The organism is Pseudomonas sp. F2, from assembly GCF_057174385.1.
Genome location: NZ_CM169904.1, coordinates 4,198,410 through 4,222,090 on the forward strand (window position 1 = coordinate 4,198,410; position 23,681 = coordinate 4,222,090).

Genomic DNA, 23,681 nt, shown 5'->3' on the forward strand with positions numbered 1-23,681 from the left:
GATTAAGGGCATTGGGGGTGCTTCGCACCCCATCGGGGATAAATCCCCTCGCCACAGGATATAACCAGGTTTTAGTTCCAGCCCGCACGATCCATCATGCGGATCGCTTCAGCCTGTCGCTTGCCCGCCACTTCCACCGGCAAGGTGTCAGCGACGAACTTGCCCCACGCTGCCACTTCTTCCGAAGGTGCCACCGCCGGGTTGGCCGGGAATTCCTGGTTCACGTCGGCGAAGATTTTCTGCGCTTCAGGTGTGGTCATCCATGCGACCAGCGCCTTGGCTGCCTCCGGGTGCGGTGCATGTTGGGTCAGGCCGATACCGGACAGGTTGACATGCACGCCGCGATCGGCCTGATTCGGCCAGAACAGTTTTACCGGCAGGTCCGGTTTCTGCTTGTGCAGGCGACCATAGTAGTAGGTGTTGACGATGCCGACGTCGCACTGCCCGGCGTTGATCGCTTCCAGCACCGCGACGTCGTCGGAGAACACATCGGTGGACAGGTTGTTGACCCAGCCTTTGAGGATCTTCTCGGTTTTCTCGGCGCCGTGCACTTCGATCATGGTCGCGGTCAGCGACTGGTTGTAGACCTTCTTCGCCGTGCGCAGGCACAGGCGTCCTTCCCAATTCTTGTCGGCTAGCGCTTCGTAGGTGGTCAGTTCGCCCGGCTTAACGCGCTCGGTGGAGTAAGCGATGGTCCGCGCGCGCAGGCTCAGGCCGGTCCAGGCATGGGTGGACGAACGGTATTGCGCGGGAATATTGGCGTCGATGGTCTTCGAGGTGAACGGCTGCAGGATGCCCATCTGTTCGGCTTGCCAGAGGTTGCCGGCATCGACGGTGAGCAGCAGGTCGGCGCTGGCGTTTGCACCTTCGGCCTTGATCCGCTGCATCAGCGGCGCTTCCTTGTCGGTGATGAACTTGATCTTCACCCCGGTTTTCGCGGTGTAGGCGTCGAACACCGGTTTGATCAGCTCATCGATACGCGAGGAGTAGACCACCACCTCGTCGGCGGCCTGGGCGGTAGTGCTGCCGATCAGGGTCAGGGCCAGTGCAGTCAGAAGACGCTTGGGTGCCAACATGGGAGTGATCTCTCGGTCGGAAAATGTGGGCCAAATGATAAGGACTCACATTTACCACCTCAATCGAACTCTTTTCCAAGGAGTTACCAGATGTTGCACAGGGCAACACACCCCCTGTAGGAGCTGCCGAGTGAAACGAGGCTGCGATCTTTTGATCTTAAAACAAGATCAAAAGATCGCAGCCTTCGGCAGCTCCTACAGAGAGCGTTATCGACTCAGGGTTTGGCGAGCGCGGGGAGGTCGCCTGTGAGGCCCAGTGCTTCACGAACAAAGAGAGCCTTGGCCTCGGGCATCTGCTCCACCAGCTTCAACCCGGCATTGCGCAACCAGCGCACCGGCAGCGGATCGGCCTGGAACAAGCGTTCGAAGCCCTCCATCGCCGCCATCAGCGCGAGGTTGTGCGGCATGCGCCGACGCTCGTAACGACTCAGCACTTTCACATCCGCCAGGCGCTCGCCGCGTTCCGCAGCTTGCAGCAGCACTTCAGCCAGCACCGCCGCATCAAGGAAACCCAGGTTGACGCCCTGCCCGGCCAACGGGTGAATGGTGTGCGCCGCATCGCCAATCAGCGCCAGCCCTTCGGCGACGTAGCGCTTGGCGTGACGTTGACGCAGCGGCACGCACAACCGTGGGTCAGCGCTGATCACCTCGCCCAGGCAACCTTCGAACGCACGCTCCAGCTCACGGCAGAACGCGGCTTCATCCAGCGCCATCAGGCGTTCGGCTTCACTCGGCGTGGTCGACCAGACGATCGAGCACCAGTCTTGCTGCCCGTCACGCTCCAGCGGCAGAAACGCCAGCGGCCCGTGATCGGTGAAACGCTGCCACGCGGTCATCCGGTGCGGCTTGCTGCTGCGCACGCTGGTGACAATGGCGTGGTGCAGGTAATCCCACTCGCGGGTGGCAACGCCGGTCAGCCGGCGCACCGCCGAATGGGCGCCGTCCGCCGCAATCACCAGCGGCGCACGCAACTGGCGACCATCGGCCAGGGTCAGCAGCCAGTCATCACCGGAGCGACGCATCTGCTCCAGCCGTGCGTTGGCCAGCATGCCCAGATCGCAGTCGTGCAAACGATCGAGCAAGGCATCCTGCACCACGCGGTTTTCGACAATATGCCCCAGCACATCGGCGTGCACACTGCTCGCCGAGAAATGAATCTGCCCGGTGCCGCTGCCGTCCCACACATGCATGTCGGTGTACGGGCTGCTGCGGCGTTTGGCGATGCCGTCCCACACGCCAAGGCGTTCGAGAATCCGCTGGCTGGCCGCCGACAAGGCGCTCACTCGCGGCTCGAACGGCGCGGCGGCATCGAACGGTTTGACGCTCAGCGGGCTGCCGTCGAGCAGCAACACTTCCAGGCCACTGTCCTGCAGCGCCAACGCGAGGGCGCTGCCGACCATTCCGGCTCCGACAATCAGCAGATCTGCGCGCATTTCCATGCTTTAAGCCTGTCTCGCTGGCGGCATGCGCCGCCCGTAAAGGGTTTTAGCGAGCGCGCCAGTGGGCGGCGCGCTGCTGAAAGTGAAAGTGACGATCCGCCGCTCAAGCATCCGGCCGCGTCCCCAGCCCCATGGCCTGACGGGTAAACCAGCGCTTGGCCGGTGGCAGCAGATCGAGACCGAGCAAGCCAATGTTGCGCCCCAGCGACACCAGCGGCTGGGTGCTGCCGAACAGGCGGGTGACCTGATCGGAGAAGCCTACTGTAAGGTCCTGATCCAGCCGCTGGCGCTCGCGATAGGCCTGCAACGTGGCGAAGTCGCCCAGCGGCTGGTCGCTGGCGAGCAGTGCGGCGGCCAAGGCATCGGCATCACGCAGGGACAGGTTGAACCCCTGCCCGGCAATCGGGTGCAGGCTGTGCGCGGCATTGCCGAGTACGGCCAGATGCGAGCGCACCTGCTCTTCGGCCTCGACCAGCGACAACGGATACAGATGCCGCGCGCCAACCTGTTTCAGGGTGCCGAGGCGGTAGCCGAACACGCCCTGCAGTTCGCTGAGGAAATCGCGCTCGCTCAAATCGGCCAAACGCTGCGCGTCCATGCCCAGGCGGGTCCAGACCAGTGCGCAACGGTTGTCCGGCAGCGGCAGCAAGGCCATCGGCCCTTCGTCGGTGAAGCGCTCGAAGGCCATGCCGTTGTGAGCTTCGCTCGGGGTGATGTTGGCGATCAGCGCGCTCTGGTTGTACGGACGCTTGCGCACGTTGATGCCCAACTGCTCGCGCAGACCAGAGCGGCCACCATCGGCCAGCACCGCCAGATCACATTCGAGCGTGGTTTCATCGTTGAGCGTCAGGCGATAGCCGTCAGCCAGCGGCTCCATGCGCGTGACTTCCGCCGGGCAACGCCAGCTGATCACGTCTTTATCGAGGTGCTGCCACAGGCACTGGCCGAGCCAGGCGTTTTCCACCACGTAACCCAAGGCCGGCACGCCCTCTTCCATCGCCGACAGACGGGCAGTGGAGAAGCGACCCCGATCGGAGACGTGAATCTGTTTGATCGGCTCGGCGCGGCGGGATATCTCCTGCCACACACCCAGCCGCTGGTAGATCTGCCGCGAACCGAAGGACAGCGCCGATGAACGGGCGTCGTAGCTCGGCTGCCAGCTGTCGCCGGGGGCGAACGGTTCGATCAGGACGATTTTCCAGCCGCGCGCCTTGGCCCCGGCCTGCAAGGCCAGCGCCAGACTGGCGCCGACCAGGCCGCCGCCGATGATTGCCAGATTGACTCGACTCATGCCGCGTGGGTCCGTGCTTGCGCCATCAGCGCTTCGATCTCGGCGACGGTTTTCGGTACGCCGCTGGTCAATATTTCACAACCGGTTTTGGTCACTACCACGTCATCCTCGATGCGCACGCCAATGCCGCGCCATTTCTTTGCTACGTTCTGGTTGTCCGGGGCGATGTAGATGCCCGGCTCCACGGTCAGCGCCATGCCGACCTCCAGCACCCGCCATTCGCCGCCGACCTTGTATTCGCCGACGTCGTGTACATCCATGCCCAGCCAGTGCCCGGCACGGTGCATGTAAAACGCTTTGTAAGCTTCGGTCGCGATCAATTCGTCGACCTCGCCTTGCAGCAATCCAAGTTTTACCAGGCCCGTGGTAATCACCCGAACCGTGGCTTCGTGCGCCTGATTCCAGTTTTTGTTCGGGGCGATTTCAGCGAATGCGGCTTCCTGCGAGGCCAGCACCAACTCGTAAATCGCTTTTTGCTCTGGCGAGAACTTGCCGTTGACCGGCCAGGTGCGAGTGATGTCGCTGGCGTAGCAGTCGATTTCGCAACCGGCGTCGATCAATACCAGATCGCCGTCCTTGAGCAGCGCGTCATTCTGCTGGTAATGCAGGATGCAGCTGTTGCGTCCGGCGGCGACAATCGAGCCGTAAGCCGGCATCTTCGCCCCGCCCTTGCGAAACTCGTAATCGAGCTCGGCTTCCAGGCTGTACTCGTACAGTCCCGGCCGGCTGGCCTGCATCGCCCGGATATGCGCCTGAGCGGAAATCCGCGCTGCTTCGCGCATCACCTTCACTTCTGCCGCCGATTTATACAGGCGCATGTCGTGCAGCAGGTGATCCAGGGCAACGAATTCGTTCGGTGGCTGGGCGCCGAGGTGCGCCTTGGAGCGGATCACGTTGATCCAGTCCATCAGGTGCCGGTCGAACTCCGGGTTGCTGCCCATCGCCGAATACACCCGGTCGCGGCCTTCGATCAGGCCCGGCAGGATGTCGTCGATGTCGGTAATCGGGAACGCGTCGTCGGCGCCGTAATCACGGATCGCGCCTTCCTGCCCGGCGCGCAGGCCGTCCCACAACTCACGCTCGGCGTTGCGTTCACGGCAGAACAGCACGTACTCGCCATGCTCGCGGCCGGGCATCAGGACGATGACCGCCTGCGGTTCGGGGAATCCACTGAGGTACTGAAAGTCGCTGTCCTGACGATAGACATGCTCGACGTCGCGGTTGCGGATCGCCACCGCGGCGGCGGGCAGGATCGCGATGCTGTTGGGTTCCATCTGCGCCATCAGGGCCTTGCGGCGACGGCTGTATTCCGCTTTGGGGATATGGGTCATGGGCAGATGGCTTTCCCTGGCACGCGATTAATGCAGCGACGGCTTGGCGGCTGGCGGTACGTCGGCTTTCCTGGTTTCCGAGAACAGCAGCAGCGGCGCGACGCGCAGGTATTCCATGACTTCCATGTAATCGTTTTCGCCGTCGTCGGACTCTTCCAGGGCATCTTGCACCTGGGAAATCGCCGCCAGATCCTGCAGCACTTCGGTAGCTTCGGTGCTGAGCATGCTGCTGTCGCGGCAGTTCAGGCCGAAACCGCTGAGGAAGCCTTGGCACCATTGGCCCAGTGCAGCAGCGCGGTCGGCCAGCGGCGCGTCATCGGTCGGCAGCAGCAGGACGACGGTCACGTCGCTGCCGGTCAACTCACCCTTGACCATTTCTTGCAGGCCGATCAGGGCGTTGCGGACGTTGTCCTGGATATCGCCTTCGAGCAGTTCGGCGGCGTCGATCAACCAGCCTTCGTTATCGAAGCCGGCGCCGGCGCAGCTGCGGCCGAGCAGCAGGCCATGCAGTTCGGCAGGCGAGACGTTGTGGCCGCTGGCAGTCAGCAGGGTGGCAAAGGCTTGGTACGGGGAATTCGCAATGGTCATGGGCAGCTAGGCGCCAGACGGCGCTATGTCTAGAATGAAGGCCTTGTATCCTACATCGACAGACTCGCCAAGACTATTAAAGGCTGTCCGCCAGCTATCCCATCAGACAGACTCCGACTCAGTGGACACAATGGAAGACACCGACCTGCAAGCGCTGATGGCCAGACTCGAACTGCTGATTAGTCGAGTGGAGCAACTTAAGAGTCAAAACGCACTCTTACTAGCTCAGGAAAAGACCTGGCGCGAGGAACGCGCTCACCTCATTGAAAAAAACGAAATCGCCCGGCGTAAGGTCGAATCGATGATTTCGCGCCTCAAGGCCCTGGAGCAAGACTCATGAGTTCAAGCAATAGCGTTACCGTGCAGATCCTCGACAAAGAATATTCGATCATCTGCCCCCAGGAAGAACGCAGCAATCTGGTCAGCGCCGCCCGCTACCTGGACGGCAAGATGCGCGAGATCCGCAGCAGCGGCAAAGTCATCGGCGCCGACCGTATCGCCGTGATGGCCGCGCTGAACATCACCCACGACCTCTTGCACAAAGAAGAGCGCCCGGACATCCAGGCCAGTGGCTCGACCCGTGAACAGGTGCGCGACTTGCTCGATCGTGTCGATCTGGTGCTGGCGACCGATCCGGACGTCACCAAGGGCTGATTCGCCGGGCCGCTTGAGGTATACTCGCGGCACTCCCTGGGGTGCTTGCCAGTTGACGATGTCCCTGAGCCGATTTGCACTACCCTGGAGGTTGCACGTTGGGCTGGTGTGCATGTCCGCCAGACGGAAAGCCTTAAAGTCTACTGCATCCTCCACCTTGAACTTTCGGGTTCAAGGGCTAAGTTGACAGCGGTTCATCCGGGGAGCCTGATTCGAATCCGATGCCGGTTTTTGCCGGCATCGGATTTTTTATGCGTGCGTTTCCGCCCTCACCTGCCGAAGCCGAACCATGACCGAACCCGCGCTGCTGCCCCGCCCGCAACTCCGCCGTCTGCTGCGCAAGGCGCGCCGCGCATTGACCCCGAGCGAACAACGCCAGGCCGCCAAAGGCCTGTTCCGCCAACTGGCGCAAGACCCGCACTTTCGCCGGGCCAGACACATTTCCCTGTACCTGCCCACCGACGGTGAAATCGACCCGCGCCTGCTGCTGCGCGAAGCCCAGCGGCGCGGCAAGGCCACCTACCTGCCAGTGCTCAGTGCCTGGCCGCGAACCAAGATGGTGTTCCAGCGGATTCGCCCGGGCGACAAGCTCAAGCCCAATCGCTTTCGCATTCTCGAACCGCGAGCCAATCTGGCTCAGCAACGCAGGATCTGGACCCTGGATCTGGTGTTGCTGCCACTGGTTGGGTTTGACGATGTCGGCGGACGGCTGGGGATGGGCGGCGGATTCTACGACCGCAGTCTGGCCTACCTGGCCCGGCGCAAAACCTGGCGCAAGCCGACGTTGCTGGGGCTGGCCCATGAATGTCAGAAGGTCGAACGCCTGGCGCAGGCCAGCTGGGATGTACCGTTGCAGGGCACGGTCACCGATAAGGCGTGGTATTTCGCAGGGTAGACGCCGCGCAGGTCAGCGGCGTCGGGAAGGCTGTTTCAGCGCTTGAACGCGGTCGACTGTTGGACCTGTTGCGCGACTTCAATCGGCGCATCGGTCTTGCTGGTCCACAGACTTTGCGCATAACCGGTGGTCACGACGCCCAGGCCGAACAAAATAACCAAAGTCCATAGCAAATCCGGTTTGCGTTTCATCGATTGCCCCCCTCAAGGCACATCATCACGATGACAGCAGCGGTTTCCGTTCGTAGGCCGTGCAGCAGCGTCAAGCTTTAAAGGCCGGCATTTTGCGACAACGTGAACCCGGGCGCAAATGCTGACGTCAACCGACCGTCGGTTTGTCATAAAATTGCCCGACAACCTGTCCAATCACCGCTTGAGGAGCAAAAGACATGGCCTATTGGCTGATGAAATCCGAGCCGGACGAACTCTCGATCAAAGGCCTGGAGACACTCGGAAAAGCGCGCTGGGACGGGGTTCGCAACTATCAGGCGCGCAATTTCCTGCGGGCGATGGCGGTCGGGGATGAGTTCTTTTTCTACCACTCCAGTTGCCCGGAACCGGGGATTGCCGGAATCGGCAGGATTATTCAGGCAGCGTACCCGGATCCCACCGCACTGGACCCCGAAAGCCATTACTTCGACCCGAAAGCCACGCCCGAGAAAAACGCCTGGAGTGCCATCGATGTTGCACACGTCGAGACCTTTGCCCGGGTGCTGAAACTGGATTATCTGAAGCAGCAGACCGCACTGGCCGAGATGCCGCTGGTGCAAAAAGGCAGCCGTCTTTCGGTCATGCCGGTGACCGCCGAACAGTGGGCCGTCGTGCTCGGATTGCGTTGAGAACTCTCCGGTCACGGTTTTTTACCCGAAAAAAGGGCTAGGCTTGGCGCTCATTTGACTGACATCAAGCGCGCGGAACGCTTGAACAGTCAGACTGGACGCCACAGCCGCAGGATGCCCCCATGTCGACGCACAGCCGTTCTTCACTTCTATACGCCGGTTCGCTTTTGGTACTGCTTGCCGCCGCCGGCGGTATCGGTTACTGGATGTCGATCAGCAGCCGGCTGGTCGAGGGGCTGTCGATGGGCAACGGGCGCCTGGAAGCCACCGAGGTGCAGATCGCCAGCAAGACTCCCGGGCGCCTGGCCGAGGTGCTGGTGGATGAAGGCGACAAGGTCAGCAAAGGACAACTGCTGGCGCGCATGGACACCCGCACCCTCGAAGCCCAGCGCAATCAGGCCGAAGCCGAAGTCCTGCGCGCCCGGGAGAATCTCAACGCCGCTCAGGCCAATGTGCAGTTGCGTCAGAGTGAGCTACTGCTGGCCCAGCAAGAGCTCGGCCGCTCGCAGTCACTGTTCAAGCACGGTTACGTCAGCGCGCAGATCATCGATCAATTGCAGTCGCGCATTGGCACCGGCAACGCTGCGGTGACCGCAGCCCGCGCCCAGGTATCTGCCGTCAGCGCAACAATCGGCGCAGCGCAGGCGCAGGTGGCGCAGCTGACCAGCGAAATCGACGACAGCCTTCTGCGCGCGCCGATTGATGGCGTGATCCAGCTGCGCATGGCCGAACCCGGCGAAGTGCTGGGTGCCGGCGGCCGGGTCTTGTTGCTGATCGATCCCAACGACCAGTACATGAACCTCTATCTGTCAGCCGCGGTGTCCGGGCGCCTGGCCGTGGGCGATGAGGCGCGCGTGCTGCTCGATGCCTTGCCCGATAAACCGCTGCCGGCAAAAATCAGTTTCGTCGCGGCCAAATCGCAATTCACCCCCAAAGAAGTCGAGACCCGCGACGAGCGACAAAAACTGGTGTTCCGCGTCAAGTTGCGCCTGACCCAGCCCAGCGCCGTGCCACAGGCCAAGCCCGGCATGCCCGGCGCCGGCTATGTGCGGATCGCACCCGTCGAATGGCCGGCCAATCTGCAATGAGCAGCCTTGCGGTTCAAGCGAACGGTATCGCCCACCGCTACGGCAAACAGCAAGCGCTGAACGAGATCGCCTTCAGCCTGCCCGCCGGAACCCGCTGCGGGTTGATCGGCCCCGATGGCGCGGGCAAGTCCAGCCTGTTGGGGTTGATCGCCGGCGTGAAAACCCTGCAACAAGGACAACTGGAAGTGCTCGGAGGCGCGATCCAGGATCGCCGGCATCGGGACACACTCTATGCACGCATCGCCTTCATGCCGCAGGGGCTGGGCGGCAACTTGTACCCCGAACTGTCGATCCGCGAGAACATCCAGTTCTTCTCGACGCTGTTCGGCCTGTCCAGGGTTGAAAGCGAGCAGCGCATGCACAGCCTGTTGCTCGCCACGGATCTGCTGAAATTCGCCGAGCGCCCCGCCGGCAAGTTGTCCGGCGGCATGAAGCAGAAACTCGGGCTGTGCTGCGCGCTGATCCATGAGCCCGACCTGTTGATCCTCGATGAGCCGACCACTGGCGTCGACCCGCTCTCGCGCCGGCGTTTCTGGGAGCTGGTCGACGACGTGCGCAGCCAGCGCCCGCAACTGACGCTGCTGGTCGCCACGGCGTATATGGAAGAAGCCGAGCAGTTCGAGCATTGCCTGATGCTCGACGCCGGCCAGTTGATCGCCACCGGCTTGAGCCGCGAGCTGGCGGCCGTCACCCCCAGCGGCAAACTCGATGACGCCTTTACCCATTTCCAGGGTGACAGCCAGCACGACGCTCAACCGTTGGTGATTCCACCGCGCACCGGCAACAGCAATGACATCGCCATCCAAGCCCACGACCTGACGCTGCGCTTCGGCGATTTCACCGCTGTGGATCACGTCAGTTTTGCCATTGGCCGTGGCGAGATTTTCGGTTTTCTTGGCTCCAACGGCTGCGGCAAGACCACCACCATGAAAGTCCTGACCGGGCTGATGCCGGCCAGTGAAGGCAGTGCAACGCTGCTCGGCAACCCGGTGAACGCCAAGGATCTGGCCACGCGCAAGCGGGTCGGGTTCATGTCGCAGAGCTTTTCGCTGTATGGCGAACTCAGTGTGCGACAAAACCTCGAACTGCACGCGCGGCTGTTCGACCTGCCCAAAACCGAGGGCGCACAGCGCATCGAGGCATTGATTCAGCGCTTCAATCTGCTCGCGGTCGCCGACCAGCCTTCCGGGGCGTTGCCATTGGGGCTGCGTCAGCGTCTGTCGCTGGCGGTGGCAGTTCTGCACCGCCCGGAAGTGCTGATCCTCGATGAGCCGACCTCCGGTGTCGATCCCGCAGCCCGCGATGACTTCTGGCGACTGTTGATCGAGTTGTCCCGTGAACAAGGCGTGACGATCTTCCTCTCCACGCATTTCATGAACGAAGCTCAGCGCTGCGACCGCATCTCACTGATGCACGCCGGCAAGGTTCTCGCGTGCGATACCCCGGCGGCACTGCAACGCCAGTTCGCTGGAGAGACGCTGGAAGCGGCCTTCGTCACTTGCCTGGAACAGGCTCAGGGCGCTCAGGCATCGGCGCCTGTAACCGAGCCACAAATGGCGCCGCCGAGCGCAGCGACAACCCCGGTGCCGCGTCACGGTTTCAGCCTCGGTCGCCTGCTGGCGGTGGCCCGTCGCGAAGGCAAGGAACTGCTGCGCGACAAGGTGCGCATGGCGTTCGCACTGGCGGGGGCGATTTTCATGATGGTGATTTTCGGCTACGGGATTTCCCTGGACGTGGAAAACCTCGCGTTCGCCGTGTACGACCAGGACCAGACGCCGCAGAGCCGGGCTTATCTTGAGGCATTTCGCGGCTCCCGCTACTTCGACGAGCAGCCGGCCATTCATGACCCACAGGAGCTGCACCGGCGCCTGCAACGCTCGGAAATCAAACTGGCACTGGAGATCCCGCCCGGATTCGGCCGCGATTTGTACGCCGGGCGCCAACCCGCTGTGGCGGCGTGGCTGGATGGCGGCATGCCGTTTCGCGCCGAAACCAGCCGCAACTATGTTGAAGCCGTGCACCTGGCCAATCTTCAACAACTGGCCGAGCAAAGCAGCCCTGCGCTGGCCCGCCCGACAGCGGCCAGTCTGGAAACCCGTTTTCGCTACAACCAGGACGTGGTCAGCGTCAACGCCATCGGCCCCGGGGTCATGGCGCTGATCCTCGCCTTCATTCCAGCGATGCTGACGGCGTTGGGCATCGTGCGCGAAAAGGAATTGGGCTCGATCACCAATTTCTACGCCACGCCCCTGACCCGCTTGGAGTTTCTGCTGGGCAAGCAGGCGCCGTACCTGCTGGTCAGTCTGGTCAACCTCGCGCTGCTGGTGGCGATGAATCGCTGGCTGTTCGGCGTGCCGTTCAAGGGCAGCCTGCTGACGCTGGCATTCGGCGGCCTGCTGTACGTGCTGGCGACTACCAGCATGGGCCTGCTGATTTCGGCGTTCACCCGCACACAAATCGCCGCGATCCTCGGCACCATGATCATCACCAGCTTGCCGACCATCCAGTTCTCCGGGTTGATCGTGCCGCGCTCGTCACTGGAGGGTGCGGCTGCGGTGATGGGCATGCTGTTTCCCGCGGGGCACTTCCTCGACATCGCGGTGGGCACTTTCACCAAAGCGCTGGACGTGCGTCAGCTATGGCCGCAGTGCCTGGCGCTGTTCGGGTTCTTTGTCGGATTCACCGGGCTGAGCCTGATCATGCTGAAAAAGCAGGAGGCCTGATGCACAAGCTCGCACATATCCTGCGCCTGGGCCTCAAGGAACTGACCAGCCTGCGGCATGACAGCGTGTTGCTGCTGTTTTTGTTCTACGCCTTTACCGTGGCGATCTACATGCCCGCTGCGGGTTCGGTGATTGGCGTACACAACGCCAGCGTGGCCATCGTCGACGAAGACCACAGCGCCCTCTCGCGCCAGTTGGCCCAAGCCCTGCAGCCGCCAGAGTTCCAGACGCCGCTGCTGTTGCCTTACCCTCAGCTGGACCAGGTGATGGACAGCGGTCAATACACCTTCGTCATCAACATCCCGGCGGGCTTTCAAACCGATCTGCTGGCGGCGCGGCAACCGGCGATTCAGGTCAATGTCGACGCCACGGCCATGAGCCAGGCGTTCATGGGCGCTGGCTACATTGGCCGGATCTTTCAACGCGAGTTACTCGACTATGCAGATCAGGGTGAAGCAGCGACCAAGGCGCCGGTGCTACTGACTACTCGCGCCCTGTTCAACACCAATCTGGAAGGTGGCTGGTTTCTGGCGGTGATTCAGATCGTCAACAACATCACCATTCTGGCGATCATCCTCACCGGCACGGCGCTGCTGCGCGAACGCGAACACGGCACGCTCGACCACTTGCTGGTGCTGCCGCTGACGGCGCTGGAAATCATGCTGGCGAAAATCTGGAGCAACCTGCTGGTGGTGGTGCTGTGCACCTGGTTGTCGCTGGAAGTGGTGGTCAAAGGCCTGCTGGGCGTGCCATTGGCCGGTTCGATGAGCCTGTTTTTACTGGTGACGGCGGTTTATCTGTTTGCCAGCACCGCGCTGGGCATCTTTCTGGCGACGCTGGCGCGTTCGACGCCGCAGTTCGGCCTGCTGGCGATTCCAGTGATCATCCCGATGTTGCTGCTGTCGGGCGGCAGCACACCGCTGGACAGCATGCCGCAATGGTTGCAGTGGGTGATGCAGGGCTCGCCGTCCACGCACTTTGTCAGCCTCAGCGCCGCGATTCTGTTTCGCGACGCCGGGCTGAGCGTGGTCTGGCCGGACTTGCTGGCGCTGACGGCCATCGGCCTGCTGTTCTTCCTCATTGCGCTGGCACGCTTTCGCAAAAGCCTGGCGTCCTGAACAGCGGTCAGTGTGGTTACTGAATGATCAGGTTGTTGAACAACAGATCTTCAACCACCGGCTTGCCGGTCTCGTCATTCATCACCTGCTGGGTCTGCTTCAGGGCTTCCTGACGCAGCTTTTCCTTGCCTTCGATGCTGCCCATCGCCTCGGTGGTCTGCTGAGTGAACAGCGCCACCAGTTGATTGCGAATCAGCGGTTCATTGGCCTTGACCAGTTTGGTCGCCTCTTCACCGGTCACACGCAGCGCCACGTCGGCCTTGTAGACTTTCAGCTTCGGCGTGCCGTCCAGCCCGTAATTGCCCACAAACGGCGGGCTCAGGGTGATGTAGTTGACTTTCGGCGCCTCGCCTTCTTTGGCTTCTTCGGCCAGCGCTGCCACAGGCAGAGACAGGGCCAGCAACAACATGATCCACGCTTTCACAATTCGCTCCTTATCCGGTTTGCGGCCTAGCATAACGACCCGCCGCGCAAGCACAAGCTTATGGCTGACTATCAGGGCCGGGCATGCTCGTTGACCCGTTGACTGACATACCTACACTTATCGGCCATCACTCCCAAAGGAATAGCCCTGATGAAAGCCGTGCTGTGCAAAGCCTTCGGCCCTGCCGAATCGCTGGTGCTGGAAGACGTCGCCAGTCCTGTCGCGAAGAAGAACGAAATCCTGCTGGAGGTGCACGCCGCCGGGGTCAACTTCCCGGACACACTGATCATCGAGGGCAAGTATCAATTCAAGCCGCCCTTCCCGTTTTCCCCCGGGGGCGAAGCGGCCGGCGTGGTCAGCGCCGTCGGTGAAAAGGTCAGCCATCTGAACGTCGGCGACCGGGTCATGGCCCTGACCGGCTGGGGCAGTTTCGCCGAACAGGTCGCGGTGCCGGGCTACAACGTGTTGCCAATCCCGCCGTCGATGGATTTCAACACCGCCGCCGCATTCAGCATGACCTACGGGACTTCGATGCACGCCCTCAAGCAACGGGCGAACCTGCAACCGGGCGAGACCCTGCTGGTGCTCGGCGCTTCCGGTGGCGTCGGCCTGGCGGCAGTGGAGATCGGCAAAGCCATGGGCGCCCGGGTCATTGCCGCCGCCAGCAGCGCGGAAAAACTCGCCGTGGCCAAGGCCGCCGGTGCCGATGAACTGATCAACTACAGCGCAACCAGCCTCAAGGACGAAATCAAACGCCTCACCGACGGCCAGGGCGCCGACGTGATCTACGACCCGGTCGGCGGCGACCTGTTTGACCAGGCCATTCGCGCCATCGCCTGGAACGGCCGCCTGCTGGTGGTCGGCTTCGCCAGCGGACGCATCCCCGAACTGCCGGTCAACCTCGCGCTGCTCAAAGGTGCAGCCGTGCTCGGCGTGTTCTGGGGCTCCTTCGCCCAGCGCCAGCCACAGGACAACGCAGCGAACTTCCAGCAACTGTTCGGCTGGTTCGCCGAAGGCAAGCTGAAACCGCTGGTGTCGCAGGTGTACCCGCTGAGCAACGCGGCGCAGGCAATCAACGATCTGGGGCAGCGCAAGGCGGTGGGCAAGGTGGTGGTGCAGGTGCGCTGAGTTTTTCCCGGCCGGCGCCCCTTGGAGCCGGCCCGATTCGCGCCAGGCAGCAACACAGCTTCAATCTCAGCGGCGCTGGTTATCAAAGCAACTCACGAACCTCTCCCGGCAGAAAGCTCATGTATCTACGCATGGGAGCCTCGCGGCAGCCTCTGACGATCATCGGTACGCGCCGATTCATCCTGGCGATGATTGCCAGACGTTGATCATCGGCCAACTGACTCTTCTGGATCGCGTTCGAAAGGTAAGCGCGGGTGTAATGAAACACGTCCGCGTCGACCCAGGCGTACTCAGGCATGTTTCTGAAACTGCCATTGATGACATGACACTTCACTGACTTCAGCCACTGATTGAGGTGGATCGGCTCGTCCCGGCCCAGTCGAAAGAGCATCGGTGCCACCACGGGCTGTTCTGCAGGGCGCCCGTCTTCAGTCGTCCAGGGCTTGAAGCGCCACTGTGTTATTGCGTCTTTGACTGCCTCAGCCAGATCAGGGTGATCACTTTGCACAATGTTGATCGCGCTGACCGAACCATCCGCCTTGACGACAAAACTGACCCTGACCTCGCCTTCGACCCCGGCCCTGCGCAACAGCTTCGGGTAAATCGGCTTGGGAATGTTTTCCGGTATGAGTAACCCTTCCGCTGCCAGCGCAAGACTGAAGATCGTCAATAAAAGCCCAGCAAAGAACCACCGCATGATCTCGCCCCTTCCCGATTGAGATGCCTGTCCGGCAACAACAGAAAGGTTACGGAGCACTGCCTGTTAACTGAATGGCGCAGCTTCGCTATTGAATGCAGGATATTTCCTGATCCTGACAAGAAAACAGGCGAACGCCCTGCGCAACGGGCTTCAGGTACATTTTCTGACGGATGTTTAGCCGCCGCTGGTCGCTGCCGCGTCGCCCGGCAACAGATGTTCCTGCACCTTCAGGCTGCGGGACGGAATCAGCCGTCCCTTGTCATCGAAGCGCAAAACGATCAGCCAGTCGAAGACTTCATCCGGCCATCTTTCCTGCCCCATCAGCGCTGTGGGATCGCCACCAAAGGCCTTGAGCAGTTTATTGATGTGGCCGTGGTGCCAGGCGATCAGCACCGTTTGCGCCTGATTGCTCTTGCGCAACAGTTTGACCAATTGATGCAGATCGCCATTGACGTAGGGCTGCTCGATCGCGAGGTTCAGACGTTGGGCCAGCGGGGTCAGGGTCAGGCGCGAGCGCGAACTCTCCGGGGTGTCGCCGGCAGCGATCAAACGCTGGGGCGTGAGTGTCTGGCCGTCGAGTTTCAGCGGATTGAAATAGTCGACGTAGGCGGCCGCGCGTTGCTCGCCTCGGGCATTGAGCACCGATCCTGTATCCGGTTTTTCCGCATGCCGGATGATCAGCACTGTAGCGTTGCGCAGGCCGGAATGGGAAGGATGATCGGTGACGATCAATGTCAGCAGCACAACGGCGAGCCCCGCCGCCACCAAGAACCTCGGCACCAACATGCGAACCTTCAGGGCCATTTCCTATCTCTGCTGATCAATTGGCTGAACGGGCCGCGAGTCTATGCCACACCCTGTTGATAAGTGGTGAAAACGTCCTGTTTTTACAGCTGAGCGACAGGTTCGTAAAAGAACATGCGACTTCCAACATTTTCCGCTGTTTTGCCGATGCGAACCGGTGCTATTTTCGGTAACGAAACTGTAACATTCGCATCCGCAGTCAAAACAAGAAATCTGGAGCTCTTGAATGTTTGCTTTCTTTCGTCCTGCCGCACATCAGGCTCCATTGCCTGAAGAAAAAATAGACAGCACTTACCGACGCCTGCGCTGGCAGATCTTCGCCGGTATCTTCTTTGGCTACGCGGGTTACTACCTGCTGCGCAAAAACTTCTCCCTGGCCATGCCGTACCTGATCGACGAAGGCTACAGCCGTGGCGATCTGGGTCTGGCGATGTCGGCCATTGCCATCGCCTACGGTCTATCCAAGTTCCTGATGGGCCTGGTGTCCGACCGTTCCAATCCGCGCTACTTCCTGCCGTTCGGCTTGCTGGTGTCGGCTGGAGTGATGTTCATTTTCGGTTTCGCGCCGTGGGCGACGTCCAGCGTGACCATGATGTTCATCCTGCTGTTCATCAACGGCTGGGCCCAGGGCATGGGCTGGCCGCCGAGCGGGCGCACCATGGTGCACTGGTGGTCGCAGAAGGAACGGGGCGGCGTGGTCTCGGTGTGGAACGTGGCGCATAACGTCGGCGGCGGTCTGATCGGCCCGCTGTTCCTGATCGGCATGGGCCTGTTCAATGACTGGCACGCGGCGTTCTACGTCCCGGCAGCGGTAGCGCTGGGCGTGGCGGTGTTTGCCTTCATCACCATGCGCGACACCCCGCAATCGGTCGGCCTGCCGCCGATCGAGAAGTACAAGAACGATTACCCGGAAGGCTATGACGCCAGCCACGAAGACGAATTCAGCGCCAAGGAAATCTTCGTCAAATACGTGCTGCGCAACAAAATGCTCTGGTACATCGCCATGGCCAACGTCTTCGTCTACCTGCTGCGCTACGGCGTACTGGACTGGGCGCCGACCTACCTCAAAGAAGCCAAGCACTTCGACGTCGACAAGACTTCGTGGGCTTATTTCTTCTACGAGTGGGCGGGCATTCCGGGCACGCTGCTGTGCGGCTGGATGTCGGACAAGATCTTCCGTGGCAACCGTGGCCTCACCGGCATGGTGTTCATGGCACTCGTGACCGTCGCGACGCTGGTGTACTGGCTGAACCCGGCCGGCAACCCGACCGTGGACATGATCGCGCTGTTCTCGATCGGTTTTCTGATCTACGGCCCGGTGATGCTGATCGGTCTGCAGGCGCTGGAGCTGGCACCGAAGAAAGCCGCCGGGACGGCAGCAGGCTTCACCGGTCTGTTCGGCTATCTGGGCGGTTCGGTCGCGGCGAGTGCGGCGATGGGCTATACCGTTGACCACTTCGGCTGGGACGGTGGTTTTGTCCTGCTGGTGGGCGCTTGCCTGCTGTCGATGGCCTTCCTGGCCCCGACGCTATGGCACAAGCAAGTCGCCAGTCAGAGCCGCGAAGCCGTCGCCTGATCGGCTTTTGCCTGACAGCGCTTGAGCCGCGCCTCCAGATTTCGATCCGGCATGGCGTGGCTGCGCAGGGCGTGGGCGGTCTGCTCGACATAATCGCGAGTGGTGCCGTAGCGCCCGCAAGCGCTTTCGAACACCTGACTCAGCACATGATCCGGCAAGTTGCCGGCATAGCTGGGCAGGTGTCGCTCCAGAACAAACCCCAACGCCTGAACCTGACTGCCATCTTCGAGCCGGCAGTTCAGCCAGTGCGGGCGATAGGACGGGAACGGCATCTCGCGTTTCCACAGCGCGTACAGCGCAGCGTCGAGATTCTCTTCCGGCAGCCGATAGGCGAAGCCGCTGCACGAACCGCCACGATCCAGACCGAACACCAGCCCGGGCATTTCCGGCGTTCCACGATGCTCATGCGACCACAGGTACAAGCCGCGATGGTAACCGTGGACTCGCCCGCGCACCCGCTCCACCGCCGTGCACTCCGGGCGCCAGATCAGCGAGCCGTAAGCGAACAGCCACACCGGTCCACCCTTGTGGCGCGCCATGGTCGATTGCATCGAGACGAGAAGTTGTTCGTGGGTCAGCTGCGGCCCCAGATCGAGCCGCGGAGGGTAAGCCAGATTCACAAAAGCAGATTCAATGGCTGTCATGACGGAAGTGTTCGGCCCCGCAAGTATTACAAGATGTAAGCACAATTCGCTTGATAGAACATATAGCAGTAACTGTAAAACGAAAAGTGCTAAAGGATGTATGACCCGCCTGACAACGATAATGCGGGATCATCTGCCCGGTTATCCGGTTTTATATAGCCTAATACCCTTGCGGCGATATCTTAAATACCCGAATGAAATATGCATAAGCCTTCACTTGTTCAGGTTTCGTTCATGAAGGCGCGGGAAACTACCTACTAAAATGTCGGACTTTCTTTCTTCTCCGTCGCTGAACGCCTACGTATAACGGCCTTCCTCTGGCGCAAGCCATCCCGTTTAACCGAGGCTGCACAATGAACATCCGAAGACTTCTGACCGTATTGCTGATGACTCAGACCGGCCATGCATTGGCCGCGGACGATGGGCAGGACAAGGGTTTCTGGTATGCCCAGACCAGCGTCTACACCCGACATTATTCGCCTGACCCCGAACACAATAATCATCAGGACTTGATCGGCATCGAACGCAATCAGGCTTCAGGCTGGGTCTTTGGCGGGGCAACTTTCCGTAACTCGTTCCGCCAGCGCTCGAACTACGCCTATGCCGGCAAGCGCTATGACAGCAGTGAGTATCCGGTGTATCTGAAAGTCACCGGTGGGCTGTTGCAGGGTTATCGCGGTGACTACAAGGACAAGATCCCGTTGAACCGCTATGGCGTTGCGCCAGTGATCATTCCGTCCGTCGGGACTCACTACGGCCCATTGGCCGCCGAGCTGGTGTTTCTCGGCGCCAATGCGGCGATGGTGACTAGCGGCGTACGTTTCTAGGGACGGGGCTCAAGATCGCGGCGCGTAGGCAAATACGTCGGCGCGCATCTGGTGCGCATCCATCCCGGCTTCCACCAGTGCATCCAGCGTGCCGTAGACCATCGCCGGCGAGCCGCTGGCGTAGACGTGCAGGGCCTTCAGATCGGCGAAGTCCTCGCACACGGCCTGGTGCAACATCCCGCAGCGCCCTTCCCAACCGCACTGGTCGCTGACCACTTTGTGCAGGAACAGATTGGGCAGCTTCAGCCATTCGTCCCAATGCTCGATGTCGTAGAAATCGTCCGGGCGACGCACGCCCCAGTACAGATGCACCGGGTGTTTGAAGCCGTTGGCGCGGCAGTGTTCGATCAGGCTGTGAATCTGGCCCATGCCGGTGCCGGCGGCGATCAGCACCAGCGGCCCGTCAGGCAATTCGGCGAGGTGGGTGTCGCCGAACGGCAGTTCGACGCGCACCAGCGGGTTGCGCTGCAGTTGCTCGATCAGGCTCAGCGCACTGGCCTCACGGGCCAGCACGTGGATTTCCAGATCCCGTCCGCCGTGCGGTGCCGAGGCCATGGAGAACGCTGACTTTTCACCGTTCTCGCGCTCGATCATCAGGTACTGCCCGGCGTGATAACGCGGTGGCTTGCCGGCCGGCGCACGCAGGCGCACGCGCCAGGTGTCGCCGCCGACGTCCCGGCATTCGATGACCTGACACGACAGGCTGCGCACCGGCAGTTCTCCCAGCGCGAGCACGCCATCCCACAGCAGGACGCAGTCTTCCAGCGGCTCGGCTATGCAAGTGTAGAACTCGCCGTGGTCCTGCACCTTGCCGGCCTGCTCGACCCGGCCTTCCACCAGCAGCGCCGCACACACGTGGCAATTGCCGTTGCGGCAGCTTTGCGGGCAGTCGTAGCCCAGGCGCCGCGCACCATCGAGAATCCGCTCGCCGGGCCGTATCTCAAGCACCGCTCCGGAGGGCTGCAGGGTTACACGCATCAATCTATTCCTAACTGATTCCAGATGGCATCGATCCGCTGGGTGACGGCGTCGTCCTTGACGATCACACGGCCCCACTCGCGAGTGGTTTCGCCCGGCCACTTGTGGGTGGCATCCAGGCCCATTTTCGAGCCCAAGCCCGAGACCGGCGAGGCGAAGTCGAGGTAGTCGATCGGCGTGTTGTCGATCATCACCGTGTCGCGCTTGGGGTCCATGCGCGTGGTGATGGCCCAGATCACGTCGTTCCAGTCGCGGGCATTGATATCGTCGTCAGTGACGATAACGAACTTGGTGTACATGAACTGTCGCAAAAACGACCAGACACCGAGCATCACGCGCTTGGCATGCCCCGGATACGACTTCTTCATCGTCACCACGGCCATGCGGTACGAGCAGCCTTCCGGCGGCAGGTAGAAGTCGGTGATTTCCGGGAACTGCTTCTGCAGGATCGGCACGAATACTTCATTCAGCGCCACGCCAAGGATCGCCGGTTCATCCGGCGGACGGCCGGTGTAGGTGCTGTGGTAGATCGGTTTGATCCGGTGGGTGATGCGCTCGACCGTGAACACCGGGAAGCTGTCGACTTCGTTGTAGTAACCGGTGTGGTCGCCGTACGGGCCTTCATCGGCCATTTCGCCCGGATGGATCACGCCTTCGAGGATGATTTCGGCAGTGGCCGGCACTTGCAGGTCGTTGCCGCGGCACTTGACCAGCTCGGTGCGGTTACCGCGCAGCAGGCCGGCGAAAGCGTATTCGGAAAGGCTGTCCGGCACCGGCGTCACGGCGCCGAGGATGGTCGCCGGGTCGGCGCCCAGCGCGACCGACACCGGGAACGGCTGGCCCGGATGCTTTTCGCACCACTCGCGGAAGTCCAGCGCACCGCCACGGTGGCTGAGCCAGCGCATGATCACCTTGTTGCGGCCGATCACTTGCTGACGGTAAATACCGAGGTTCTGGCGCTCCTTGTTCGGGCCTTTAGTGACAGTCAGGCCCCAAGTGATCAGCGGACCGACGTCGCCGGGCCAGCAGGTCTGCACCGGCAGCATCGCCAGGTCGACGTCGTCACCTTCGATAACCACTTCCTGGCACACCGCGTCTTTGACGACTTTCGGTGCCATCGAAATGATCTTGCGGAAGATCGGCAGTTTCGACCACGCGTCTTTCAAGCCCTTCGGCGGCTCCGGCTCCTTGAGGAAGGCCAGCAGCTTGCCGATCTCGCGCAACTCGCTGACCGACTCGGCGCCCATGCCCATGGCCACCCGCTCGGGGGTGCCGAACAGGTTGCCGAGCACCGGAATGTCATAGCCGGTCGGCTTCTCGAACAGCAGCGCCGGGCCCTTGGCCCGCAGCGTGCGATCGCACACCTCGGTCATTTCCAGCACCGGCGAGACGGGAATCTGGATGCGTTTCAACTCTCCGCGCTGCTCAAGCTGCTGCACGAAATCCCGAAGATCCTTGAATTTCATTGACGATGGCACCCTCAAAATAGGCGTACATCCTACCTGCTATGCAGCCCTGTGGCAGCCTGTCGCTGCTTACTTGGCTGCATTGGTCTGCGCTTTCCCCCGGTTTTCCCGGGCTTGCAGGCTCATAAACAGCGGCTCGAGGATCGGCGCAACGAAGCGTGCGCCGACTTCGGACAAGTGATTGTCGTCGGTGTACAGCGAATAGCCGCCGAGTTCAGCGTGGCACAAGCCTTTGTCATCGCACAGCCGTGGCGCCGGATCGACCACGCGCACGGCCGGATCCTCCTGCGCAAGTTGCGCAAACAGCTGACTGATGAACACCTGGCGTTTGTGGTGCGCTTCGACGTCCAGCCCGACGTCATCGACCGGACGATCAAGCATCGCCAGACGTGTCAGCCGATAGGGCGGACTGAACGCCTGCAGCGGCGCCTCTTTCACCAGCCATACGCGATGCCCGCCGGCACGCAATTGCGCCACTCGGGCCCGCAGACCTTCGGCCAGGCGCCGCTCGGCGTCGGCACGATCATAGCGGCCATCGGTGGTTCTCAGCACATGGCCCAGATCACCTTTGGCATCGCCGTACAGGTACAGGCTCCAACGCGCAACCAGCACCACATCGCTGACCGATTGCGCCTTCAGCCCCTGCTCGACACGCTGGTTGAAACGCGTACAGACACCGTCATGTTCCAGCCCATCGACCGGAATGCAGCCGGGAGAACTGGCCAGGATCACGCTCACGCCGTAGGCCTTGGCGCCGTCATCGAACACCGGGATCAGCGCCGTGGCGTGACTGTCGCCCCAGACCATGGCGCGGCTCGGCAGGTCCGTCATGCCGTAATGGCAGAACAGCTTGTCGTCCGGGGTCTTGTCATCCGCCAGACACGCCATCAGCTCAGGCCGCCACTCGCGGCCCTTGGCGTATTGCAGGGCCTGCTCGGACAGGCGCCATGGCAGGCCATCGGTCCAGCGCAGCGATTGCCCGGCCAGACCGAGCACCAGGATGCCGCAGAAACCGGCCAACAGAATCTGCCGACGGCCGGCGAGCAAACGCCGTTCACGGAACGGCGTTTCGACGAACTTCCATGACAGATAACCCAGCACCAGGGTCAGCAGGATCAACCCGGCCGTGTCGAGCGCGCCCGGCTCATCGACGCTGGCGTAGCTGGAAAACACGAACACCGGCCAGTGCCACAAGTACCAGGAATAGGAAATCAGGCCGAGGCCGACCATCACCCGACTGCTCAACAATTGACCAACCAGCGTTTCGCGATGACCGTTGGCCAGAATCAGCAGCACCACGCCCAGTACCGGCAATAACGCTGTGGCACCCGGGAACGGCGTCGACTTGTCGTAGACGAACACCGCCAGCAGGATCAACCCCATGCCCAGCAGGCTCAAGGCCTGGGCGGCCAGCGGTTTCAAACGCCAGGCGTGTTTCGGCGCAATCGCCAGCATCGCCCCGGCCAGCAACTCCCAGGCACGCATCGGCAGCAGGAAGAAAGCTTTCTCCGGATGATGATTGATCGCCCACACACTCAGCCCGAACGACACCAGCAGCACAGCGAACAGCGCCAGCCGCCAGTGTTTCAACCGGCTCGAGAGCAACGTCAGCAGCAGCGGGAAGAAGATGTAGAACTGCTCTTCCACCGCCAGTGACCAGGTATGGAGCAGCGGTTTCAAGTCAGAGGCGACGTCGAAGTAACCGTCCTGGCGCATGAACAGAATGTTCGAGACGAACGTCACCTGATAGCGCACCGAGCGCCCCAGCTCTTCGTAGTCCTTGGGCGCCAGCAGGAACCAGCCCACCGCCAGCACCGCAATGATCATCGCGAACAGCGCCGGCAGAATCCGCCGCGCACGCCGTGCCCAGAACTCGACGAAACTGAAACGCCCGGCTTGACGCTGGTTCCAGATGATCGAGGTGATGAGGTAGCCGGAAATCACGAAGAACACGTCCACGCCGACAAAACCGCCGGTAAACCCCGGAACGCCAAAGTGGAACAGCACCACGGCGATCACTGCGACTGCGCGCAGGCCGTCGATATCCCTTCGATAAGCGAGTGTGCTCATAAAATCTTTAATGCCAATCAGGT

The 23,681-nt window shown here is 61.7% G+C and carries 23 protein-coding genes and 1 other RNA gene; 11 read left to right on the forward strand and 13 right to left on the reverse strand.

The annotated features are described in order from the left end of the window. Nucleotides 1–71: 71 nt before the first annotated feature. From AC193Q_RS18930 to AC193Q_RS18950, 5 genes are all read right to left on the reverse strand, one after another. Entirely contained in the window at nt 72–1,076 is a 1,005-nt protein-coding gene (locus AC193Q_RS18930; RefSeq protein ID WP_121182546.1) for an extracellular solute-binding protein, read from the reverse strand. A gap of 215 nt (nt 1,077–1,291) precedes the next feature. Further along, a complete protein-coding gene (locus tag AC193Q_RS18935; protein ID WP_183082866.1) occupies nt 1,292–2,509 on the reverse strand; it encodes a 2-octaprenyl-3-methyl-6-methoxy-1,4-benzoquinol hydroxylase in 1,218 nt (405 codons plus the stop codon). Nucleotides 2,510–2,618: 109 nt separating this feature from the next. Continuing rightward, nucleotides 2,619–3,806 carry a 2-octaprenyl-6-methoxyphenyl hydroxylase gene (gene ubiH / locus AC193Q_RS18940; protein WP_121182551.1) on the reverse strand — a complete coding sequence of 396 codons (1,188 nt, stop codon included), beginning with the start codon at nt 3,804–3,806 and terminating at the stop codon, nt 2,619–2,621. Further along, on the reverse strand, nt 3,803–5,137 hold the full coding sequence (gene pepP / locus AC193Q_RS18945; RefSeq protein WP_041072078.1) for a Xaa-Pro aminopeptidase: 1,335 nt from the start codon (nt 5,135–5,137) through the stop codon (nt 3,803–3,805). The genes ubiH and pepP overlap by 4 nt, the downstream gene beginning before the upstream one ends. Nucleotides 5,138–5,164: 27 nt before the next feature. Beyond that, nucleotides 5,165–5,725 carry a YecA/YgfB family protein gene (locus AC193Q_RS18950; RefSeq protein WP_121182553.1) on the reverse strand — a complete coding sequence of 187 codons (561 nt, stop codon included), beginning with the start codon at nt 5,723–5,725 and terminating at the stop codon, nt 5,165–5,167. Nucleotides 5,726–5,855: 130 nt separating this feature from the next. On the opposite strand from AC193Q_RS18950, the gene AC193Q_RS18955 reads away from it, so the two are divergent. From AC193Q_RS18955 to AC193Q_RS18970, 4 genes are all read left to right on the forward strand, one after another. Beyond that, nucleotides 5,856–6,065 (forward strand): TIGR02449 family protein, encoded by a 210-nt coding sequence (locus AC193Q_RS18955; RefSeq protein ID WP_025112001.1) that lies wholly within the window; start codon nt 5,856–5,858, stop codon nt 6,063–6,065. Further along, nucleotides 6,062–6,379: a cell division protein ZapA gene (locus tag AC193Q_RS18960; RefSeq protein WP_008055229.1), complete on the forward strand. Its 318-nt coding sequence runs from the start codon at nt 6,062–6,064 to the stop codon at nt 6,377–6,379. Before AC193Q_RS18955 ends, AC193Q_RS18960 begins: the two co-directional genes overlap by 4 nt. A gap of 30 nt (nt 6,380–6,409) precedes the next feature. After that, nucleotides 6,410–6,588, forward strand: a non-coding RNA gene (gene ssrS / locus AC193Q_RS18965) — 6S RNA. Between the two features lie 80 nt (nt 6,589–6,668). Continuing rightward, nucleotides 6,669–7,274: a 5-formyltetrahydrofolate cyclo-ligase gene (locus AC193Q_RS18970; protein WP_131670663.1), complete on the forward strand. Its 606-nt coding sequence runs from the start codon at nt 6,669–6,671 to the stop codon at nt 7,272–7,274. A gap of 35 nt (nt 7,275–7,309) precedes the next feature. On the opposite strand, the gene AC193Q_RS18975 is transcribed toward AC193Q_RS18970, so the two are convergent. Then, complete coding sequence (locus AC193Q_RS18975) at nt 7,310–7,465, reverse strand: hypothetical protein (RefSeq protein WP_086792358.1); 156 nt, start codon at nt 7,463–7,465, stop codon at nt 7,310–7,312. 197 nt (nt 7,466–7,662) lie between these two features. Between AC193Q_RS18975 and AC193Q_RS18980 the strand changes: the two genes are divergently transcribed. From AC193Q_RS18980 to AC193Q_RS18995, 4 genes are all read left to right on the forward strand, one after another. Further along, the gene (locus tag AC193Q_RS18980; RefSeq protein ID WP_047297220.1) at nt 7,663–8,112 is read left to right on the forward strand and encodes an EVE domain-containing protein; all 450 of its coding nucleotides are present in this window, start codon (nt 7,663–7,665) and stop codon (nt 8,110–8,112) included. Nucleotides 8,113–8,234: 122 nt separating this feature from the next. After that, on the forward strand, nt 8,235–9,200 hold the full coding sequence (locus AC193Q_RS18985) for an HlyD family secretion protein (RefSeq protein WP_483878692.1): 966 nt from the start codon (nt 8,235–8,237) through the stop codon (nt 9,198–9,200). Then, complete coding sequence (rbbA, locus tag AC193Q_RS18990) at nt 9,197–11,923, forward strand: ribosome-associated ATPase/putative transporter RbbA (RefSeq protein WP_483878693.1); 2,727 nt, start codon at nt 9,197–9,199, stop codon at nt 11,921–11,923. Before AC193Q_RS18985 ends, rbbA begins: the two co-directional genes overlap by 4 nt. Beyond that, the gene (locus AC193Q_RS18995; RefSeq protein WP_483878694.1) at nt 11,923–13,041 is read left to right on the forward strand and encodes an ABC transporter permease; all 1,119 of its coding nucleotides are present in this window, start codon (nt 11,923–11,925) and stop codon (nt 13,039–13,041) included. Before rbbA ends, AC193Q_RS18995 begins: the two co-directional genes overlap by 1 nt. 16 nt (nt 13,042–13,057) lie before the next feature. Here AC193Q_RS18995 and AC193Q_RS19000 read toward each other — a convergent pair whose 3' ends face one another. Further along, entirely contained in the window at nt 13,058–13,465 is a 408-nt protein-coding gene (locus tag AC193Q_RS19000) for a flagellar basal body-associated protein FliL (protein ID WP_027610485.1), read from the reverse strand. Nucleotides 13,466–13,615: 150 nt separating this feature from the next. Here AC193Q_RS19000 and AC193Q_RS19005 point away from each other — a divergent pair, with 150 nt between their 5' ends. After that, nucleotides 13,616–14,593 carry an NADPH:quinone oxidoreductase family protein gene (locus AC193Q_RS19005; RefSeq protein WP_047297223.1) on the forward strand — a complete coding sequence of 326 codons (978 nt, stop codon included), beginning with the start codon at nt 13,616–13,618 and terminating at the stop codon, nt 14,591–14,593. 82 nt (nt 14,594–14,675) lie between these two features. Here AC193Q_RS19005 and AC193Q_RS19010 read toward each other — a convergent pair whose 3' ends face one another. Together AC193Q_RS19010 and AC193Q_RS19015 are read right to left on the reverse strand one after the other, a co-directional pair. Beyond that, entirely contained in the window at nt 14,676–15,290 is a 615-nt protein-coding gene (locus AC193Q_RS19010; protein WP_483878695.1) for an energy transducer TonB, read from the reverse strand. Between the two features lie 177 nt (nt 15,291–15,467). Then, complete coding sequence (locus AC193Q_RS19015; protein ID WP_041072059.1) at nt 15,468–16,097, reverse strand: hypothetical protein; 630 nt, start codon at nt 16,095–16,097, stop codon at nt 15,468–15,470. A gap of 226 nt (nt 16,098–16,323) precedes the next feature. Here AC193Q_RS19015 and glpT point away from each other — a divergent pair, with 226 nt between their 5' ends. Next, entirely contained in the window at nt 16,324–17,673 is a 1,350-nt protein-coding gene (gene glpT / locus AC193Q_RS19020) for a glycerol-3-phosphate transporter (RefSeq protein WP_003229323.1), read from the forward strand. Here glpT and AC193Q_RS19025 read toward each other — a convergent pair. Beyond that, nucleotides 17,649–18,317, reverse strand: coding sequence for a gamma-glutamylcyclotransferase (locus tag AC193Q_RS19025; RefSeq protein WP_041072057.1), 669 nt, complete (start codon nt 18,315–18,317; stop codon nt 17,649–17,651). The two genes, glpT and AC193Q_RS19025, sit on opposite strands and share 25 nt — an antisense overlap. A gap of 353 nt (nt 18,318–18,670) precedes the next feature. On the opposite strand from AC193Q_RS19025, the gene AC193Q_RS19030 reads away from it, so the two are divergent. After that, a complete protein-coding gene (locus AC193Q_RS19030; RefSeq protein ID WP_476284773.1) occupies nt 18,671–19,144 on the forward strand; it encodes a sn-glycerol-3-phosphate transporter in 474 nt (157 codons plus the stop codon). Nucleotides 19,145–19,153: 9 nt separating this feature from the next. Here AC193Q_RS19030 and AC193Q_RS19035 read toward each other — a convergent pair whose 3' ends face one another. The 3 genes from AC193Q_RS19035 to AC193Q_RS19045 all read right to left on the reverse strand — a co-directional run bounded on the left by AC193Q_RS19035 (nt 19,154) and on the right by AC193Q_RS19045 (nt 23,658). Next, nucleotides 19,154–20,122 carry a CDP-6-deoxy-delta-3,4-glucoseen reductase gene (locus AC193Q_RS19035; protein WP_047297226.1) on the reverse strand — a complete coding sequence of 323 codons (969 nt, stop codon included), beginning with the start codon at nt 20,120–20,122 and terminating at the stop codon, nt 19,154–19,156. Next, nucleotides 20,122–21,588 (reverse strand): 4-hydroxy-3-polyprenylbenzoate decarboxylase, encoded by a 1,467-nt coding sequence (gene ubiD, locus AC193Q_RS19040; RefSeq protein ID WP_007968427.1) that lies wholly within the window; start codon nt 21,586–21,588, stop codon nt 20,122–20,124. Before ubiD ends, AC193Q_RS19035 begins: the two co-directional genes overlap by 1 nt. 69 nt (nt 21,589–21,657) lie before the next feature. Then, entirely contained in the window at nt 21,658–23,658 is a 2,001-nt protein-coding gene (locus AC193Q_RS19045) for an acyltransferase family protein (protein WP_483878696.1), read from the reverse strand. Nucleotides 23,659–23,681 lie beyond the last annotated feature (23 nt).